This window comes from Kitasatospora sp. NPDC049285 (assembly GCF_040678815.1).
Classification (GTDB): Bacteria; Actinomycetota; Actinomycetes; order Streptomycetales; family Streptomycetaceae; genus Kitasatospora.
On the sequence record NZ_JBFAQR010000100.1, the window covers coordinates 1 to 17,730 of the forward strand.

Consider the following 17,730-nt stretch of genomic DNA (forward strand, 5'->3'; position numbering starts at 1 on the left):
CACGCCGCCCTCGACCACTTCTGGCACCGCCTGGAACAACTAGTGCCCACAAACGAAACCGACCACTGAACCAGAACCCACCCCACCCCGCCCGGTCGAGCCGCGCCGCAGTTCACGGGCCGCCTTCACGGCCGACCTCACCGCTCCGTACAGACTCGTGGGGCTCGCGCGCACCTCCAGGACGCACCCACGATCTGACCGAGGACCTCACCGCCGACCGGAGGTCGCTGACCCGTGCTCGCGCCCGGTTGTTCCTTACCGGTCCGTGACGTGCGCGCTTCGCCGCCCTGATGCGGGGCCCCGCGTGGGTAGGGTCGCCCGACATGAGGATTCTGGTGACCGGTGGGGCCGGGTTCATCGGCTCGCAGGTGGTGCGGCAGCTGACGGCGGCCGGGTACGAGGTGCGGGTGGTGGACGCGCTGCTGCCCGCCGTCCACCCGTCCGGGCGGGTGCCGGCGCTGCCGGACGGCGTGGAGTTCCACCACGGCGACGTGCGCGACCCCGCCGCGGTGGAGGCGGCGCTCGACGGGGTGGCGGCGGTCTGCCACCAGGCGGCGATGGTCGGCCTCGGGCTGGACCTGGACGACGCCCCGGCGTACGCGGGCTGCAACGACCTGGGCACGGCGGTGCTGCTCGCCGCGATGGCCCGCCGCGGCGTCCGCGACCTGGTGCTGGCCGGTTCGATGGTGGTCTACGGCGAGGGGGCCTACCGCTGCCCGGAGCACGGTCCGGTCGCCCCGGGGCCGCGCCGCCCGGCCGACCTGGACGCGGCCCGGTTCGAACCGCCCTGCCCGCGCTGCGGCGTGCAGCTCCGCCCCGCCCTGGTCTCCGAGGACGCCCCGCCCGACCCGCGCAACGTGTACGCGGCCACCAAGCTCGCCCAGGAGCACCTGGCCTCCGCCTGGGCCCGGGCGAGCGGCGGCCGGGTCCTGACGCTCCGTTACCACAACGTCTACGGGCCCGGCATGCCCCGCGACACCCCGTACGCCGGGGTCGCCTCGCTGTTCCGCTCCGCTCTCGCCCGCGGCGAGGCCCCGCGGGTCTTCGAGGACGGCGGGCAGCGCCGCGACTTCGTCCACGTCACCGACGTCGCCGCCGCCAACCTCGCCGCCCTGGCCGCGCTCCCCGACCGCCTCCCGGGCACCGCGCGCGTCTACAACGTCGGCAGCGGCGAGGTGCGGACGGTCGGCGCGATGGCCACCGCCCTCGCCACCGCCTTCGGCGGGCCCGCCCCCGTCGTCACCGGCGACTACCGCCTCGGCGACGTCCGCCACGTCACCGCCGACTCCGCCCGCCTGCGCACCGAACTGGCCTGGCGTCCGCGGGTGGAGTTCGCCGACGGCATGAAGAAGTTCGCCACCGCCCCGCTGCGCGGCTGAACAGTGCCCCGCTGCGCGGCTGAACGTGCCCGGCCGCGGTCAGACGCCGGCCGCCGGGAGGGTGATCTCGAAGCAGCACCCGCCGGTGACGTTGTGCACGCGGGCCCGGCCGGCGTGCGCCTCGACGATGCCGCGGACGATCGCGAGGCCGAGGCCGGCGCCGCTGTCGGCGGTGCCGGTGGGGCCGTCGGCGGCCGGGCGGGGGGTGCGGGCGGAGGTGCCGCGCCAGCCGGTCTCGAAGACCCGGGGGAGGTCGGGCTCCGGGATGCCGCCGCAGCCATCGGTGACGGACAGCACCACCTCGTCGTCCTCCCGGCGGGCGGAGACCGCGACCACCCCGTCCTGCGGGGTGGAGCGGATCGCGTTGACCAGCAGGTTCCCGATCACCCGGGTGATCTCGCGGCTGTCCACCTCGATCGGCGCGGCCACGATCTGCCGCCCCTCCAGCCGGACCCCGCGCTGCTGGGCCAGCGGGTGCGCGCCGGCCAGCGCGTCGTCGACCAGGTCGTAGACGGAGACCCGGGACAGGCTCAGGGAGAGCGCGCCCGCCTGGATCCGGGAGAGCTCGAAGAGGTCGTCCACCATGCCGGTGAGCCGCTCGACCTCGGTGCGCATCCGCGAGAGGTACCGCTCGGGCGGATCGGCGACGCCGTCCTCCAGCGCCTCGGCCATCGCCCGCAGCCCGGCCAGCGGGGTGCGCAGGTCGTGCGAGATCCAGGCGATGAGTTCCCGGCGGGAGGCGTCCAGGGCCTGCTCGCGGGCCCGGGACTCGGCCAACCGGGCGCTCGTGGCCGCGAGTTCGGCGCTGACCTGGGCGAGCTCGCGGCCCAGCGGCCGCTCCGGCGGGGCGAAGCCGCGGTCGCTGCCGACGGTGCGCGCCGCCGCGGCCAACGCCCGCCCGCCGGCCACCAGTTGACGGCCGAGCAGGGCGGCGGTGAGCAGCGCGACCACCGAGGCCATGCACAGCACGGTGATCACCACGCCGAGGTCGTGGTGGGAGAGGAACATCGCCTGCGCGACCGCGAAGGTCCCGGAGGTCACGGCCAGCACGCTGACCACCGCGACGGTGAACAGCATCACCGCCAGCGAACGGCGGCGCAGCAGCCTGATCGCGGCGAACCCGGGCAGCCCGGCGGCGGCCGCGCCGAGTGCGGCGAACACGGCGATCAGCAGCAGGTCCTTCACCGCGCGCCCCCGTCCGCGGCCCCGCCGGCCGGGTCGTAGCGGTAGCCGACGCCCCACACCGTACTGATCAGCGTGGGCGCGCCCGGATCGTCCTCGATCTTCTCGCGCAGGCGCCGCACGTGGACGGTGACGGTGGACAGGTCGCCGAAGTCCCAGCCCCACACCCGCTGCATCAGCTCCTGCCGGGAGAACACCGTCCCCGGCTGCCGGAGCAGGAACGCCAGCAGGTCGAACTCCCGTGTGGTCAGCAGCAGTTCGCGCTCAGCGCGATGGGCACGGCGGGCCTTGGGATCGAGCGTGATGTCGCCGGAGCGGACCAGCCCCCCGGCGACCGAGGACGACGCGGTGCGGGCCCGGCGCAGCACGGACTGGACCCGCAGCACGAGTTCGCGCGGGCTGAACGGCTTGGTGACGTAGTCGTCGGCACCGAGTTCCAGGCCGAGGATCCGGTCCGACTCGTCGCCCTTGGCGGTCAGCAGCACCACCGGCAGATCGGGCCGCTCGGCCCGGGACCGGATCCGACGCAGCACCTCCAGCCCGTCCAGGCCGGGCAGCATCAGGTCGAGGACCAGCAGATCGGGGCGGTTCCGCTCGGCCAGGTCGAGGCCGCGCAGCCCGTCCTCGGCCCGGTCGACCAGGTGGCCGGCCCGGGCGAGGTACCCGGCCACCACCTCGCCGACGGTCGGATCGTCGTCGATCACCAGCACACGGGCAGGCTCCATCGGCACGACGGCGGAGGCGGGGGCAGGGCGCTCGTTCACCCACCCGAGAATACGAGCCCACCCGCCCGCCACCCGCCCCACCGACCCCCCGTTCGCGTTCCGTAAGGTCTCCCCCCTCCCCCGGCACCCGCCCCGCCGCCGCACCCGCCTTCGACCAACTCCCCGACTCCCGCCCCCGGCACCCGCCTTCACCTCCGCCCAAGCCCCCGACTCCCGCCCCGCCTTCACCTCCGCCCCCGTCACGCCTCTCTCTGCCCTCGCCTTCGACCAACTCCCCGACTCCCTCCCCCTCCCCCTCCCCCTCCTCCCCCACCCGCCGTACGGATTCCGTAAGGCCCCGCTTCGGCCCCGGCAGGCCACCGCGGCCCTAGCGTGGCGAGCGTGCTTGATTCCCCTTCCTCCCCTCCCGTGGACGTCGTCCTCCCCTGCCTGGACGAGGCGCAGGCCCTGCCGTGGGTGCTCGGCCGGGTGCCGGCCGGCTGGCGGGCGATCGTGGTGGACAACGGTTCGCGGGACGGCTCCGCCGACCTCGCCGCCGCGCTGGGCGCGACGGTGGTCACCGAGCCGCGGCGCGGTTTCGGCGCGGCCTGCCACGCCGGGCTGCTCGCGGCCACCGCCGACCTGGTCTGCTTCCTCGACTGCGACGGCTCGCTCGACCCGTCCCAGCTGCCCCGGGTGACCGGCCCGGTGGTGGCGGGCGAGGCCGATCTGGTGCTGGGCCGCCGGCGGCCCACCGCGTGGGGCGCCTGGCCGCCGCACGCCCGGCTCGCCAACGCGGTGCTGGCGCGCCGCCTGCGGTCGCTGACCGGCGCGCCGCTGCACGACCTCGGCCCGATGCGGGCGGCCCGCCGTGAGCGGCTGCTCGCGCTGGGCCTGGGCGACCGGCGTTCCGGCTACCCGCTGGAGATGGTGCTGTCGGCGCACGCGGCCGGGATGCGGATCGCCGAGACCTCCGTCGACTACCGCCCCCGGGCGGGCCGTTCGAAGGTGACCGGCACGGTGCGCGGCACCCGGCAGGCGGTCCGCGACATGCGGGCGGTGCTGGCCGCGCCGCCGCCGACCCTGCTGGTGATCGCCAAGGCCCCCCTGCCCGGACGGGTGAAGACCCGGCTGACCCCGCCGTTCACCCCCGAGCAGGCGGCCGACCTCGCCGAGGCGGCGCTCGCCGACACCCTGGAGACCCTCGGGCGCGTCCCGGCGGGCCGTCGCCTGCTGGTCCTGGACGGCGAGCCGGGCCGCTGGCTGCCGCCCGGCTGGGAGGTGCTGCCGCAGTGCGGGGGCGCCCTGGACCGCCGCCTGGTCGCCGCCTTCGCGCACGCCGCCCGCCTCGCCCCGGGCGCTCCGGCCCTGCTGGTGGGCATGGACACCCCGCAGTTCGACGCCGCGTCCCTGGCCGGCCCGCTCTCCCCGGCCGGACGCGCGGGCGTGGACGCCTGGTTCGGTCCCGCCGAGGACGGCGGCTTCTGGGCCCTGGGCCTGGCCCGACCCTCCGAGGCGCTGGCCCGCCGCCTGCTCGCGGACGTCCCGATGTCCACGCCGGACACCGGCCGCCACGTCCGGGAACGCCTCGCGGCAGCACAGTTGACGTGCCGTCAACTCCCGGCCCTGACCGACGTCGACCTCGCCGCCGACGCCCACCGCGTCGCCGCGCTCGCCCCGCACGGCCGTTTCGCCGCCCGCCTGCGCGCCCTCACCACCCCGCGCGGAGCCGCCCGATGACCGCCGCCACCCGCCTGCCCTCGGCGCACCCCGCGCCGCCCGGCCGCCCCTGGGAGGACGACCCCTTCGCGGAGGCCGTGCGCGCCGGTCGCGGACCGCTGTGGCTGCGCCGCGCCGACGGCAGCCGGCAGGTGCTCGACGTGGCGCGGTGGTGCGCGCCCGCCGCCGGTGCGGACCACAGCCTGCTGCTGCGCTGCACGGGGCTGTCCGCGCCGGTCCTGGACCTCGGCTGCGGGCCGGGCCGGCTGGTCGCCGAGCTGCTGGCGATGGGGGTGCCCGCACTCGGCGTCGACCTGTCGGGGGCGTCGGTGGACCACACCGTCCGGCTCGGCGGCCTGGCGCTGCGCCGCTCGGTCTTCGACCGGCTGCCCGCCGAGGGCCGCTGGGGCGCGGTCCTGCTCGCCGACGGCAACCTCGGCATCGGCGGCGACCCGACCGCCCTGCTGGCCCGCGCCGTGAGCCTGCTGGCGCCCGCCGGCCTGCTCCTCGTCGAGGTGGAACCCGAGGAGGTCGACGAGCACACCACCGTCCGGGTCGAGGGCCCGGGCGGCCGCCTCGGCCCGCCGTTCCGGTGGTCGCGCTGCGGCCGCGCCGCGATCCTGCGCCGCGCCCACCACCTCCGGCTCGCCGAGTCCGAGCACTGGACCTCGCACGGCCGGGCCTTCCTCGCCCTGCGCCGGGCGGCGCTCTGAACGAGGGCCGGTAGGTCAGCTGCCGCCCGGCTCCGAGTCGACCCACAGCGGGTGCTCGCGCTCCGCCCAGCTGCGGTCGACGTGGCCGGTGCGCATGCCGCGGCGGGACTCGGGGTCGCGGGCAGCCATCCACAGGTGGCCGGCCGTCACCGCGGCGACGCCGAGGGCGAACCAGTCGTGGACGAAGGTCGCGCCGGTGCGCCAGAGGGTGGGTGCCAGGTGGGTGAACCACATCAGCAGGCCGGTGCCGAGCATCACCAGCATCGCGCCGAGCGTCCACTGGGCGTACAGCTTCTGCCCGGCGTTGAACTTCCCGGCGGGGCGGCCGGGGACGCCGCGGCGCAGGCCGCGCAGCCAGGTGCGGTCGGCGCGGGTGAAACGGCCGAGGCGGACGGCGTCGCGGCGCATCGCGCGGGAGACCAGGCCGAGCAGCAGTGGGACCGGGAGCAGCAGGCCGCACCACTCGTGGACGGTCGCCACCAGCCGCCGGCGGCCGACGAGTTCGGCGAACGGTGGGAGGTAGAGGCAGGCGGCGGTGGCGAGACAGCCGAGCATCAGGGCGGCGGTGGCGCGGTGGACCCGGCGCTGCGCGGGGGTGAAGCGGCGGCGGTCAGCTGGTCGGGGCATCGTCGCGTCCGTTCGAGCGGCCGACCCAGGCGTCCACGTCGTAGCCGTACTGTTCCCAGTACCCGGGGCGCACCGTGTCGGTGACGGTGATCGAGGAGAGCCACTTCGCGGACTTGTAGAAGTACATCGGCGCGACGTACAGCCGCACCGGTCCGCCGTGGTTGTGGCTGAGCGGCTGGTCGCCGAGCTTGAGCGCCACCAGGACGTCGTCGCGCCGGGCCTGTTCGAGCGTCAGGCTCTCGGTGTACGCGCCGTCGAAGCAGCCGAAGCGCACCGCCCCGGCGGTCGACCGGACACCTGCGGCGTCCAGCAGTGCGGACAGCGGGACGCCTTCGAACGGGGTGGCGGGGACCCGCCAGCCGGTGACGCACTGCACGTCGTGGACGATCCGGCGCTGCGGCAGGGCCTGCAGGTCGGCGAGGCGGTAGCTGCCGGGGCGGTCGACCAGCCCGTCGACGGTGAGGGTGTAGTCGTCGGGTCCGCGGTCGGGCACCGAGGCGGTCACCGAGTAGTAGCGGAACCCGCCGCCGGGCAGCAGCCCGGACAGGCCGGTGGGGTCCTTGCTGACCACGCTGTCCTGGGCGCGCTGCAGCCACGGTCCGGCGGCGACGCCGGCCACGCCGAGCCCGAGCAGGCCCAGCACCACCCGCCGCCCGACGGGCGCGCCCCGGGTGCCACCCGCGTCGCCCGTCTCGTCCGTGTCGTCCCGGTCGTCCGCGCCGTACGTCTGCTCGTCCACGAGTGCGATTCGACCAGGCCCGGGGAGCGGAAGCCAGAGCCGTGGCCGAGACGTCAGCCTTTCGTCATCACCGGCGCGCGTCGCCCCTTCGTGGCCGCGGAAGCCCGTTCGCCCGTCGCCGTCGCCCGCTCGCGTCGGCCGCCCGTCATCGCCGTCGCGCGCCGTCTCCTCGTCGTCACGGCCGCGCATCCGCCCTTCGGCCTCACCCCGACCGCGTCAGCCTCTCGTCATCACCGGCGCGGCGCCCGCGGCCCGCCGCCGCGCCGCGGCCGCCGCCAGGACGATCACCAGCGCGCCGCCGTACGCGAGTTGCTGCACGTCGGAGCCGCCCGCCAGGTACAGCAGCTGCCCGGCGGCGGGCACCGCCAGCCATTCCCAGCCGCCGTCCAGCGCGGCCAGCGCCACCACCAGCAGCCCGTACCAGGGGTAGCCGGGGGCGGCGAGCAGCAGGGCCGTGCCGCTGACCTGCAGCGCGCCGTGCCACGGCCGGTCCGGGTCGCCGCGCCGCAGCACCCGCAGCACGACGGCGCCGAGCAGCAGCGCGGCCGCGGCCGGTGCGAGCGCGTCGGGCAGGACCAGGCGCAGCAGGCCGAAGCGGTCCAGGTGGCCCTGGTCGTAGCCCTCCTCGCGCAGGTAGCCGGGCAGGTAGCCGAGCACGGCGGGGCCGGAGGCGAGCAGGTACGGCAGGTAGGCGAGGGCGAACGCCCCGGCGGCGGAGGCGAGCAGCAGGCCGTCGGCGCGGGTGGGGCGGCGCGCGAGGACGCCGGAGAGCGCGCCGGGCAGGGCGAGCGCCGGGAGGAGTTTGACGGCGGTGGCCGCGCCGAGCAGCGCCCCGCCCGCGACCGGGCGGCGGCGGGCGGCGGCGGCCAGTCCGAGCACGGTGAGCAGCGCGCCGAGGGTGTCGACGTGCGCGTCGTTGACCGCCCAGACGGTGACGCCCGGGCACCAGGCCCACAGTGCGGCGCGCCGTCCGCCGCGGGTGACGGCGAGCAGCGCGCCGGTGGTGGCGACGGCGAGCAATGCCCCGGCGGCCTGGGCGCGCCGGACGCCGTCGCCGAACGGGTGCTGGGCGAGGAACCACAGTTCCGCGACCGGCGGGTAGACGGTGTGCACGGCCGGCCGGTTGATCCTGGTGCAGCCGCCGTCGGCGGTGCGCCGCTCGTCCCAGCCGGTGCACCGCCCGGACGGGAACAGCCCGCCGTCGCGCAGCCAGGCCAGCGCCGGGTCCGCGGGGGTGTGCGCGTACGGGGAGGTGCCGGCGGCCTGCACCCGGCCGTCCCACACGTACCGGTAGGCGTCGTCGCTGGTGCGCGGCGGGGCGAGCAGTCCGACGGCGGCGACCAGCACGCCGCCCGCCAGGACCAGGCGCGCCACCAGGCGGCGGGGCACCCGGCGCAGCAGGAGCAGCGCGAGGGCGAACAGCGCGGCGTCGGCGGCGTACCAGGCGTACAGCGGGGTGCGGTCGCCGAGCGTCCCGCCGCGGGTCACGGTGAGGGCGAGGCAGCCGGCCAGGGCGGCGACGGCCAGGGCGCAGGGCAGGGTGCGGCGTACGGTCACCCGGCCACCTTGGCGCACCGCGGGCCGCCGACCGCGCCGGGCGCCGCCGCCGTTCGGATTCCGTAAGCACGCCGCAGCGCTGATCGGGGCCCCGCGGGCGCTTCGATGGTGGCGTGGACCCCAACCCTTCCTCCGGCCCCGCGCCCTCGCCGCCCGGGCCTTCCGCAGCGCCGTCCCGCCCGTCCGCCCTGCGCCGGCTCGACCGGCCGCTGCCCGCCCCGCCCGAGGCGCTGCGCCGCGGACCGTTCCGGGCGGGGGCGTTCCGCTCGCCCGCGCACGGGCCGCGCACCGCGGTGGTGGTCGGCCGGTGGCTGGGCGCGGCGCTGTTGGTGTGCTTCGCCACCGGTCTGATCAGCCATCTGTTGCAGGACCCGCCGGGCTGGTTGACGGGGCGTCTGCCGTCCCGGCCGGTGGACGGCTACCGGATCACCCAGGGGCTGCACGTGATCAGCGGGCTGGCGGCGATCCCGCTGGCCGGGGTGAAGCTGTGGGCGGTCTACCCCCGGCTGTTCGAGTGGCCGCCGGCCCGCAGCGTGGTGCACGCGCTGGAGCGGCTGTCGATCGCGGTGCTGGTCGCGGCGGTGCTGCTGGAGCTGTTCACCGGCCTGCTGAACACCCTGCAGTGGTACCCGTGGCCGTTCCCGTTCCGGCAGACCCACTACTGGCTGGGCTGGACGGCGACCGGCGCCCTGCTGGTGCACCTCGCGGTGAAGGCCCCGCAGCTCGCCGCGCACTGGTGGCGCTCGGCCGCACCGCCGCTCGCCGAGCGCCGGGCGCTGCTGGCCGCCACCGCGGCGGCGGTCGGCGCGGTCACCCTGACCACCGCCGGGCAGAGCGTGTCGTGGCTGCGTGCCGTCGACCTGTTCGCGCCGCGCCGCCCGGACCGCGGCGAGACCGGTCTGCCGGTCAACCGCACCGCCGTGCAGGCGGGCACCACCGCCGTCCCGGCCGACTGGCACCTGACGGTGGACGGGCCCGGCGGCTACCGGATCGACCTGGCCGGGCTGCGCGCCCTGCCGCAGGTCACCGCCCGGCTGCCGATCGCCTGCGTGGAGGGCTGGAGTGCGAGCGCCCACTGGACCGGCGTGCGGCTGCGCGACCTGCTGGACCGGGCGGGCATCCCGCGGGGCAGCACGGTGCGGATCACCTCGCTGGAGGAGTCCGGCCCGTACCGGGTGACGGAGATGCCCGCCGCGTACGCGGACGACCCGCTCACCCTGCTCGCCCTGGCCGTCAACGGACGGGAACTGACGCCGGATCACGGCTACCCGGCGCGGATCATCGCCCCCGACCGGCCCGGCGTGCTGCAGACCAAGTGGGTCGCCCGGATCGAGGCGCTCTGAGATGCCCACCGCCACCGCCCCGGCGGACCCTTCACCCGCCACACCCGCGCCGGCGGCCTCCTCGCCCGCCCTCCCCGTCCCGACCCCCGACCGAATCGAGGTGCACTGAGATGCGGATCCTCCGCGCCGCCCTGCTCGTCGGCGGCCTCGCCCTGCTGGTGTGCGGCCTGGTCGGGCTGCTCACCGACCCGTACATCACCGACCCGTTCGGCGTGCTGCTGTGGGCGGCGGCCGTGGTGGTCCTGCACGACGGCCTGTGGCTGGCGTTGGTCTGCGCCGTCGGCGCGGCGCTGGTCCGGACACCGGTGCTGCGCGGCTGGCTGGTCGTGGCGGCGGCGGTCAGCGCCGTGGCCGTCCCGGCGGTGCTCCGGGCCGGCGACGACCACGGCAACCCGTCGCTGCTGCCGCTGCCGTACCTGCGCAACTGGCTGCTCTTCCTGGCCGCCACCGCCGCGGTGGCCGTCCTGCTGGGCCTGGCCGGGCGGTGGCGCCGACGGTCCGTCAGCGGTCGGGAACCCCGGGCAGACCGGTCGTGAGTCCGTCCAGCGCGTGGGAGCACAGGCAGTCCCGGGTCTCCGGCAACGCCTCCAACGCCGCGAACAACACCGTCCGCAACCGGTCGACATTACGACCGAACACCTCCAACACCTCCGCATGCGTCACCCCCGCACCCGCCTCCACCCCCGCATCCAGATCCGTCACCAACGCCAACGACGTGTAACACAACCCCAACTCACGAGCCAGCACCGCCTCCGGATGCCCCGTCATCCCCACCACCGACCAACCGTTCCCCGCAAACCACCGCGACTCCGCCCGCGTCGAGAACCGCGGACCCTCCACCACCACCAACGTCCCCCCGTCCACCGCCTCCCACCCCAACCCCCGCGCCGCCCCCAACGCCACCCCACGCCCCACCGGACAGTACGGATCCGCCACCGACACGTGCACCACCTCCGGCACCGACCCGTCCGCCAACGGCACCCCGTCATAGAACGTCTGCACCCGCCCCGACGTCCGATCCACGAACTGATCCGGCACCACCAACACCCCCGGCCCCAACTCCACCCGCAGACCCCCCACCGCACACGGCCCCAACACCTGCCGCACCCCCAACGCCCGCAACGCCCACACATTCGCCCGATAGTTGATCCGATGCGGCGGCAACCCGTGCCCCCGACCGTGCCGCGGCAGGAACGCCACCCGCCGACCCCCCACCTCCCCCACGAACACCGCATCACTCGGCACCCCGTACGGCGTCTCCACCCGCACCTCCACCACCTCCTCCAACAACGCGTACAACCCCGACCCCCCGATCACCCCGACATCCGCGCGCAACTCCACCGCCACCGCCTCCTCCTCGCTCGACGTCCTCTCGCCGCCACCCTAGGGACGCGCCCCGCCCGAACCCCCGGACCACGCCTTACGAATCCCTCACGTCGCGTCGCGGCGAACCGCCCGCGCGGTCAGGACGCCCTGAACGGCAGCCGGTTCATCGCCTCCGGCAGGCTCCGCAGCGCCTCCGGCAGGCTCGGGGCCAGCCCGCCGAGGCGGGCGGCGAGGGCGGCGAGGCGGGTCGGCGGGGCGCTCGGTGTCGGTGGGAGCGCGGCGAGCGCGGCGAGGGTGAGCAGGGCCGCGTCGGCCGGCGGCGTGTCCGCGGGGGCGTGCACCGCCGCGGCCGCGGCCTCGCGGACGGCCAGCACGGCGCCGGCGTCGACGATGGTGACGCGTCGTTCGGGGGCGACCAGCGCGGGGCGGTCCTCGACGGCGAGGGTGCCGCGAGCGGCGAGCTGCTCCTCGACGGCGCGCAGCGTCCGGTCGCGGTCGCGCAGCAGCAGCGGCCGCCACCCGCACCCCGGCGCCGGGGGCCGCTCGCGGGCGTCGTCCAGCACCGGATCGTCGCAGCGCGCCGCACCGGTGTCGTGGATGCTTCCGTCGCTCTCCGTCAGGATCCCTCGCAGGGCGAGCTCGGTGACGACGGCGGCGCGCACCAGGAAGCCGGCCCGGCCGCGGTTGAACGGCCCCAGGACGGCGTCGTCGTAGGCGAGCAGGTACATGCGGTACGGCAACGGATCGGTCACGGCAACGACGTTACCGTCCGGTCGGGTTGGGCTGATCGGCCGGTAAGACGACCGGCCCTGGGCCTCAGGGAGGAGTCGGCGGCGGAGCCTCGTCGGGGAGGACCGCCCGCGTCTCCTCCTTTGGATCGACGGCTTTCCGGCCGCGCACCGGCCCCGGCCGGAGCGGTCGGGCCCGCGCAGCCCCCGTCACCTGCCCGATATCGACCGGATATAGATCGTGCAGGTGCACTACCGGCCATGACACCTTTCCCGGCGCTCGTGACCGACGCCCCGGCCGGTGCTCGAAGCGGCCCCGAAGCGGAGCGGCGCGCCCCGTTCACTCGGCATCCCGCCCGCCAATACCCGTCCGCAAGAAGCGCACTGACAGATCGTCAGAAGTTCAACATTACCGGCCGGGTGGTGAGACACCGTGTGCCTGAACCCTGTTGAATGGTCGCGTGTGAGCGGACGGTAACAAGACGGACACGGGTCAACGGGGGGCCATCGTGGGTCGGATCATGTTCAGAGTGCTGGGACCGCTGGACGCGGAGTTCGCCGGTCGGCGGATCGCGTTGGGCGGGGCCCGGCAGCGTACGGTGCTGGCGATGCTGTTGCTCGCCCGGGACCGGGTGGTCTCGGTGGAGAGCCTGGTGGAGGCGGTGTGGCCGTCCGGTGCGCCGGCCACCGCGCGCAACCAGGTGGCGATCTGCGTGGCCAAGCTGCGCAAGGTGTTCAAGTCCGCGGCCGGGACGGACGACCTGATCCGCACCGAGCATCCGGGCTACCTGCTGGCGCTCGGCGAACACCGCCTGGACGCCGCCGAGTTGGACGGCTGGGTGCAGGCCGCCCGGCATGCCGCGCGGGGCGGCCGGCTGTCCGAGGCGCAGACGCTGGTCGAGGAGGCGCTCGGGCTGTGGCGCGGCCGGGTACTGGAGGGGATGACCGCCCCCCGGCTCACCGCGGCGGCCGCCCGGCTGGACGAGCGGCGGCTCGAACTCGTCGAGGAGCGAGCCGAGTTGCAGCTGCAGCTGGGCCGGCACCGGATGCTGGTCGGCGAGCTGGCGGCACTGGTGAAGGAGCACCCGCTGCGCGAGCAGACCCGGGCCCAGCTGATGCTCGCGCAGTACCGCAGCGGCCAGCGCGCGGAGGCCCTGGAGGTGTTCCGGCAGGGCCGTCAACTGCTGGTGGAGGAGCTGGGGTTGGAGCCCGGTTCGGCGCTCCAGGCGATGCACGACCTGATCCTGCACGACGAGCCGGAGCCGGCCCGCCGCCAGCTGCCGCCCGGCGTCCAGTCGACCGGCCAGGTGCCGGCGCAGCTGCTGGCCGACGTCGCCGACTTCACCGGCCGCACCAGCGAACTCGGCTGGCTGGACCGGGCGCTGGAGGAGGACGGCGGGCCGCGCCGCCCGCTGCGGGTGGCCGCGATCACCGGGATGGCGGGGATCGGCAAGACCGCGCTGGCCCTGCACTGGGCGAACCGGGCGGCCCACCGCTTCCCCGACGGCCAGCTCTACGCCGACCTGCGCGGCTGGGACGGCAGCGGCCCGCCGGCCTCCCCGGGCGATCTGCTCGGCGGCTTCCTGCGTGCCCTGGGCGTACCGGAGTTGCGCATCCCCCCGGACCCGGACTCCCGCGCGGCGCTGTTCCGCAGCGTGCTCAGCGGCAAGCGGGTGCTGATCGTGCTGGACAACGCCCGGTCCTTCGCCCAGGTCCGGCTCCTGCTGCCCGGCCGCGGCCGCTGCTGCGTGCTGCTCACCGGCCGGGACGTCCTGGACGACCTGACCGGGGACTTCGCGGTGCAGCGGCTGTCGCTGGCCACGCTGGACGAGGCGGACGCGGCGGCGCTGCTGGGCCGGATCGCCGGCCCGGGGCGGCTGGCCGCCGACCCGGAGGCGACCGAGCGGCTCGGCGCGCTGTGCGACCGGCTGCCGCTGGCGCTGCGGATCGCGGCCGCCCGGCTGGTCGCCAAGCCGCACTGGTCGGTGCGTTCGCTGGTGGACCGGTTGGAGAACCGGCACCGTCGGCTGGACGAGCTCAGCCCGGGCGGCGGCGGGGTGCGGGCCGGTTTCACGCCCAGCTACCTGGCGCTGACCCCGGCGGCGGCCCGGCTGTTCCGGCGGCTCGGGCTGCTGCCCGGCTCGGAGTTCTCGCCCTGGGCGGCCGCCCGGCTGCTGGACTCCGACCTGTGGCAGGCCGAGACGCTGCTGGAGCAGCTGGTCGACGCCCGGTTGCTGGAGGCCGCCCCGGGACCCCCGGACGGCGACACCCGCTACCGGCTGCCCGAGCTGCTGCGGCTGTTCGCCCGGGAGCGCGCCGCGGCGGAGGAGAGCGGCGCGGAGCGGGCCGGGGCGCTGCGCCGGGTGCACGGCGGACGGCTCGCCCTCGCCGGAGCGGCCCGCCGGGAGCTGCCCGGCGGCCCCTCGCCGGGTCGGGACGCGGGGAGCCCGCCGGCCATTCCGGCGTGAACGCCGGACGTCCGGAAAGCGCTCGGGGCACACAACCGGAATTGACCCGACCGTGATGTCCCGCACCACCCTCGCGGCGTATGCGACGGGTTGTCAAGAGGCATATGCGGCAACGAAATCGAGACGATATTTGGAGAACAACCGGTCGGGTTAGCATCGCGGTGCACATCTGCTCGATGTCGACATACAACGGGGTATCTGCATGGAGTTCCGCGTGCTCGGGCCGGTCGAGGCCTACCAGGGGGACGCCAGAGTCCCCCTCTCCGGTACGAAGATAAACACCGTGCTCGCCGCACTCCTGCTGGCCAGGGGACGGGTGGTTTCCAGCGAGCGGCTCAGCCGCTCGCTCTGGGGATGGAATCCACCCGCGACGATGAACGCGCAGATCTACACGTACATCTCCCGGTTACGCAAGCACCTGGGCGCGGGGGTCTCGCTCAGCCGCCGGCAGCCCGGGTACGCGCTCGATCCGCGCGGGTCGTGGATCGACGCGGTCGAGTACGAGCGCCTCGACCGGCTCGGCCGGCAGGCGCTCGCCGACCGGCAGCACCGGCGGGCCAGTGAACTGCTGCACGCGGCGCTCGAGTTGTGGCGCGGCCTGCCGTTGGCGAATACCACCGACTTTCTGTTGGAGGCCGAGGTGCCGCAATGGGAGGAGGCCTGGGCGGCCACCATGGAATCCCGGATCGAGGCGGATCTGGCGCTCGGCGAGCACCGCGAGCTGATTTCCGAACTCACCCGGCTGGTGGCCTCCTATCCGCTCCGGGAACGGCTGCGGGTGCATCTGATGACCGCGCTGTTCCGCGCCTCCCGGCAGGCCGACGCCCTGGCCGTGTACCGGGACTGCGTGGCGGTGCTGCGCGAGGAGTTGGGCGTCGACCCGGGTCCGGAACTGCGCGAGGTGCACCGGCAGATCCTCGGCGGGGTGCTGCTCACCCCGCCGACCGCGCCGGTGGAACTGGCCGCCCCGCACCCCGTCGACTCCGTCCCCTCGATGCTGCCCGCGGACTCCACCGACTTCACCGGCCGGGCCGAGTCGCTGGCCGAGGTGGTGCAGGAGCTGTCCGGTGCGCCGGCGCCGCTCGGCCGGGCCCGCCACCACCGGGTGGTGGTCACCGGCATGTCCGGCATCGGCAAGTCGGCCCTCGCGCTGCGCGCCGCCCACCGGTTGCGCGGCGACTTCCCCGACGGGCAGCTCTACGCCGACCTGGTCGGCCCGGACGGCGAGCCCAAGGAGCCCGCCGAGATCCTCCGGGTGTTCCTGCCCGCCCTGGGGGTGCCGCAGCACGCGGTGCCGTCGACCCTGGACGAGCGGGTGCAGGTCTACCGGCGGCTACTGGACGACCGGCGGGTGCTGGTGGTGCTGGACGGCGCGGTCGGCGAGGCGCAGGTCCGTCCGCTGCTGCCGAGCGGCTACGACTGCCGCACCATCATCACCAGCCGGCTGCCGCTCAGCACCCTGGAGGGCGTCGAGCTGGTCCGGCTCGGCCCGCTCGACCCGACGGAGGGCCTGGACCTGCTGGCCGCCGTCGCCGGTCCGCACCGGATCGCCGCCGAACCGGACGCCGCCGCCGAACTGGTCGAGCTCTGCGACCGGTTGCCGCTGGCGCTGCGGATCTGCGGCGCCCGGCTGGCCGCCCGCCCGCAGTGGCGGCCCGGCCGCATGCTGGCCCGGCTCAGACCCGAGGAGCACCGCCTCGACGAGCTGCGCCACGGCGACCTGGACATCCGCGAACCGCTGCAGTCCAGCTACGACACGCTCAGCCCGGCCGCCCTGGCGGTGCTGCGCAGGCTGGCCCAGCTGCCCAGCACCCGGTGCAGCACCGCGCAGGTGGCGGAGCTGCTGGAGGCCGAGGAGTGGCACGCGGAGGAGCTGTTGGACGAGCTGGTGGACTCCCGGCTGCTGGAGCTCGCGGGTGTCGCCGAGGACCACCAGCTCAGTTTCCAACTCACCCCGCTGGTCAGGCTGTTCGTCCGGGAGAGATCGGCCGGAGCGTACCCGGCCGGTACCGTCCGGAGCTGACCGCGGGTCAGCTCTGCTGCGTTCCTCCGCCGCCGGGGCGGTCGCCGATCGCGTGGGCGCCGCCGTCGACGTGCACGATCTCCCCGGTGGTGGCGGGGAACCAGTCCGACAGCAGGGCGACGCAGGCCCGGGCGACCGGGTCGAAGCGCTCGCCGTCCCAGCCCAGCGGCGCCCGCACGTTCCACTCGTCGGCGACGGCGAGCCCGTCGTCGCCGATCGAGGCGGCGGCGGTGGTCTTCAGCGGTCCGGCCGCCACCAGGTTGACCCGGATCCCGCGCGGGCCGAGGTAGGACGCCAGGTAGCGGGCGCAGGACTCCAGGCCGGCCTTGGCCACGCCCATCCAGTCGTAGTCGTACCAGGCCCGGGTGGCGTCGAAGTCCAGGCCGACGATGCTGCTGCGCTCGGAGAGCAGCGGCAGCACGGCGCGGGTCAGCGACTGCAGCGAGTACGCGGAGACCTGGACGGCGCGGGACACCTCCTCCCACTCGGCGGTGAGGAAGCCGCCGCCGAGCGCGGTGGCCGGGGCGTAGGCCACCGAGTGCAGCACGCCGTCCAGGTGGTCGACGTGTTCGCCGACCCGCTCGGCGAGGCTGGCGAGGTGGGCCCGGTCGGTGACGTCCAGTTCGACGACCGGGGGCGGCTCGGGCAGGCGGCGGGCGACCCGCTCGACCAGGCTGAGCCGTCCGAAACCGGTGAGCACCACCTCGGCGCCCTGCTCCTGGGCGAGCCGGGCGGTGTGGAAGGCGATCGAATTCGTGGTGAGCACGCCCGTGACCAGGATTGTCTTGCCCTTGAGCAGATCCATATTTTCTCTCTATCCGAGAAGATGTCCGAAAGGGTGGGCCCCGCGCGGGACTTCCGGCTCGTATGATCGGACCAGGCCGGTCGACCGCGGGTACCCGCACCGGGAAAGGGAAGAAATGCTGCTGCTTGACATCGCCGGGATCTTCTGTCTGCTCCAGGGAATCGCGCCGCTGGTCCAGAAAATGGCCGGCCAGGATCCGAAGCAGAGCTTCTTCATCGTGAACCAGTATTCCGACTACCAGCCACTGCCGAGCATCGCCCTGATCGTCCTCGGCGTGCTGCTGATCGGCACCGCCCGGGTGCTGCGCAAGTCCCGCAAGTAGTCGCGCAGGCCACCGCGGCCGGGGGGGGGCGGGGGGCCCCCCCGGCCCGGGGCGGGAACCGGCGGCGGGTCAGTGGGCGGGCCGTTCGTCGATCA

The 17,730-nt window shown here is 75.5% G+C and carries 16 protein-coding genes and 1 pseudogene; 9 read left to right on the forward strand and 8 right to left on the reverse strand.

The annotated features are described in order from the left end of the window. Positions 1–323 precede the first annotated feature (323 nt). Complete coding sequence (locus tag AB0K51_RS33410; protein WP_363461819.1) at positions 324–1,379, forward strand: NAD-dependent epimerase/dehydratase family protein; 1,056 nt, start codon at positions 324–326, stop codon at positions 1,377–1,379. A gap of 39 nt (positions 1,380–1,418) precedes the next feature. Here the strand turns inward: AB0K51_RS33410 and AB0K51_RS33415 are convergent, their stop codons facing one another. Together AB0K51_RS33415 and AB0K51_RS33420 are read right to left on the reverse strand one after the other, a co-directional pair. Further along, the gene (locus AB0K51_RS33415) at positions 1,419–2,564 is read right to left on the reverse strand and encodes a HAMP domain-containing sensor histidine kinase (protein ID WP_363461821.1); all 1,146 of its coding nucleotides are present in this window, start codon (positions 2,562–2,564) and stop codon (positions 1,419–1,421) included. Continuing rightward, complete coding sequence (locus AB0K51_RS33420; RefSeq protein ID WP_363461843.1) at positions 2,561–3,286, reverse strand: response regulator transcription factor; 726 nt, start codon at positions 3,284–3,286, stop codon at positions 2,561–2,563. Before AB0K51_RS33420 ends, AB0K51_RS33415 begins: the two co-directional genes overlap by 4 nt. Before the next feature lie 372 nt (positions 3,287–3,658). Between AB0K51_RS33420 and AB0K51_RS33425 the strand changes: the two are divergent. From AB0K51_RS33425 to AB0K51_RS33435, 3 genes and pseudogenes are all read left to right on the forward strand, one after another. Then, positions 3,659–4,342 (forward strand): annotated as a pseudogene (locus tag AB0K51_RS33425) (glycosyltransferase family 2 protein); the annotation flags it as partial. Continuing rightward, entirely contained in the window at positions 4,316–5,005 is a 690-nt protein-coding gene (locus AB0K51_RS33430) for a DUF2064 domain-containing protein (RefSeq protein WP_363461845.1), read from the forward strand. The pseudogene AB0K51_RS33425 and the gene AB0K51_RS33430, both read left to right, overlap by 27 nt. After that, positions 5,002–5,697, forward strand: coding sequence for a class I SAM-dependent methyltransferase (locus tag AB0K51_RS33435; protein WP_363461823.1), 696 nt, complete (start codon positions 5,002–5,004; stop codon positions 5,695–5,697). Before AB0K51_RS33430 ends, AB0K51_RS33435 begins: the two co-directional genes overlap by 4 nt. Positions 5,698–5,712: 15 nt before the next feature. On the opposite strand, the gene AB0K51_RS33440 is transcribed toward AB0K51_RS33435, so the two are convergent. The 3 genes from AB0K51_RS33440 to AB0K51_RS33450 form a co-directional block, all read right to left on the reverse strand. Continuing rightward, on the reverse strand, positions 5,713–6,324 hold the full coding sequence (locus tag AB0K51_RS33440; RefSeq protein ID WP_363461825.1) for a cytochrome b/b6 domain-containing protein: 612 nt from the start codon (positions 6,322–6,324) through the stop codon (positions 5,713–5,715). Beyond that, complete coding sequence (locus tag AB0K51_RS33445; protein ID WP_363461847.1) at positions 6,308–6,970, reverse strand: molybdopterin-dependent oxidoreductase; 663 nt, start codon at positions 6,968–6,970, stop codon at positions 6,308–6,310. Before AB0K51_RS33445 ends, AB0K51_RS33440 begins: the two co-directional genes overlap by 17 nt. Positions 6,971–7,279: 309 nt before the next feature. Beyond that, positions 7,280–8,620, reverse strand: coding sequence for a glycosyltransferase 87 family protein (locus AB0K51_RS33450; RefSeq protein WP_363461827.1), 1,341 nt, complete (start codon positions 8,618–8,620; stop codon positions 7,280–7,282). 230 nt (positions 8,621–8,850) lie between these two features. Between AB0K51_RS33450 and AB0K51_RS33455 the strand changes: the two genes are divergently transcribed. Both AB0K51_RS33455 and AB0K51_RS33460 read left to right on the forward strand, forming a co-directional pair. After that, complete coding sequence (locus AB0K51_RS33455; protein ID WP_363461849.1) at positions 8,851–9,963, forward strand: molybdopterin-dependent oxidoreductase; 1,113 nt, start codon at positions 8,851–8,853, stop codon at positions 9,961–9,963. 110 nt (positions 9,964–10,073) lie between these two features. Beyond that, positions 10,074–10,499 (forward strand): hypothetical protein, encoded by a 426-nt coding sequence (locus AB0K51_RS33460; protein ID WP_363461829.1) that lies wholly within the window; start codon positions 10,074–10,076, stop codon positions 10,497–10,499. Here AB0K51_RS33460 and AB0K51_RS33465 read toward each other — a convergent pair. Then, positions 10,465–11,310, reverse strand: a complete 846-nt coding sequence (locus AB0K51_RS33465) for an S-methyl-5'-thioadenosine phosphorylase (protein ID WP_363461831.1) — start codon at positions 11,308–11,310, stop codon at positions 10,465–10,467. The genes AB0K51_RS33460 and AB0K51_RS33465 overlap by 35 nt on opposite strands. Positions 11,311–11,426: 116 nt before the next feature. Further along, the gene (locus tag AB0K51_RS33470; RefSeq protein WP_363461833.1) at positions 11,427–12,041 is read right to left on the reverse strand and encodes a GPP34 family phosphoprotein; all 615 of its coding nucleotides are present in this window, start codon (positions 12,039–12,041) and stop codon (positions 11,427–11,429) included. Positions 12,042–12,547: 506 nt separating this feature from the next. On the opposite strand from AB0K51_RS33470, the gene AB0K51_RS33475 reads away from it, so the two are divergent. Next, positions 12,548–14,485, forward strand: a complete 1,938-nt coding sequence (locus AB0K51_RS33475; RefSeq protein WP_363461835.1) for a BTAD domain-containing putative transcriptional regulator — start codon at positions 12,548–12,550, stop codon at positions 14,483–14,485. 202 nt (positions 14,486–14,687) lie between these two features. Then, positions 14,688–16,508, forward strand: a complete 1,821-nt coding sequence (locus tag AB0K51_RS33480) for a BTAD domain-containing putative transcriptional regulator (RefSeq protein WP_363461837.1) — start codon at positions 14,688–14,690, stop codon at positions 16,506–16,508. 7 nt (positions 16,509–16,515) lie between these two features. Here AB0K51_RS33480 and fabI read toward each other — a convergent pair whose 3' ends face one another. After that, positions 16,516–17,313, reverse strand: a complete 798-nt coding sequence (gene fabI / locus AB0K51_RS33485) for an enoyl-ACP reductase FabI (protein ID WP_363461839.1) — start codon at positions 17,311–17,313, stop codon at positions 16,516–16,518. A 115-nt stretch (positions 17,314–17,428) separates the two neighbouring features. Between fabI and AB0K51_RS33490 the strand changes: the two genes are divergently transcribed. After that, complete coding sequence (locus AB0K51_RS33490) at positions 17,429–17,635, forward strand: hypothetical protein (RefSeq protein WP_363461841.1); 207 nt, start codon at positions 17,429–17,431, stop codon at positions 17,633–17,635. Positions 17,636–17,730: the final 95 nt, after the last annotated feature.

What these genes read in the sequence shown, in the direction of transcription:
- AB0K51_RS33410 (WP_363461819.1), top strand. Translation starts at nt 324, where the DNA reads ATGAGGATTCTGGTGACCGGTGGGGCCGGGTTCATCGGCTCGCAGGTG.
- AB0K51_RS33420 (WP_363461843.1), bottom strand. Translation starts at nt 3,286, where the DNA reads ATGGAGCCTGCCCGTGTGCTGGTGATCGACGACGATCCGACCGTCGGC.
- AB0K51_RS33430 (WP_363461845.1), top strand. Translation starts at nt 4,316, where the DNA reads ATGCGGGCGGTGCTGGCCGCGCCGCCGCCGACCCTGCTGGTGATCGCC.
- AB0K51_RS33435 (WP_363461823.1), top strand. Translation starts at nt 5,002, where the DNA reads ATGACCGCCGCCACCCGCCTGCCCTCGGCGCACCCCGCGCCGCCCGGC.
- AB0K51_RS33440 (WP_363461825.1), bottom strand. Translation starts at nt 6,324, where the DNA reads ATGCCCCGACCAGCTGACCGCCGCCGCTTCACCCCCGCGCAGCGCCGG.
- AB0K51_RS33460 (WP_363461829.1), top strand. Translation starts at nt 10,074, where the DNA reads ATGCGGATCCTCCGCGCCGCCCTGCTCGTCGGCGGCCTCGCCCTGCTG.
- AB0K51_RS33480 (WP_363461837.1), top strand. Translation starts at nt 14,688, where the DNA reads ATGGAGTTCCGCGTGCTCGGGCCGGTCGAGGCCTACCAGGGGGACGCC.
- fabI (WP_363461839.1), bottom strand. Translation starts at nt 17,313, where the DNA reads ATGGATCTGCTCAAGGGCAAGACAATCCTGGTCACGGGCGTGCTCACC.
- AB0K51_RS33490 (WP_363461841.1), top strand. Translation starts at nt 17,429, where the DNA reads ATGCTGCTGCTTGACATCGCCGGGATCTTCTGTCTGCTCCAGGGAATC.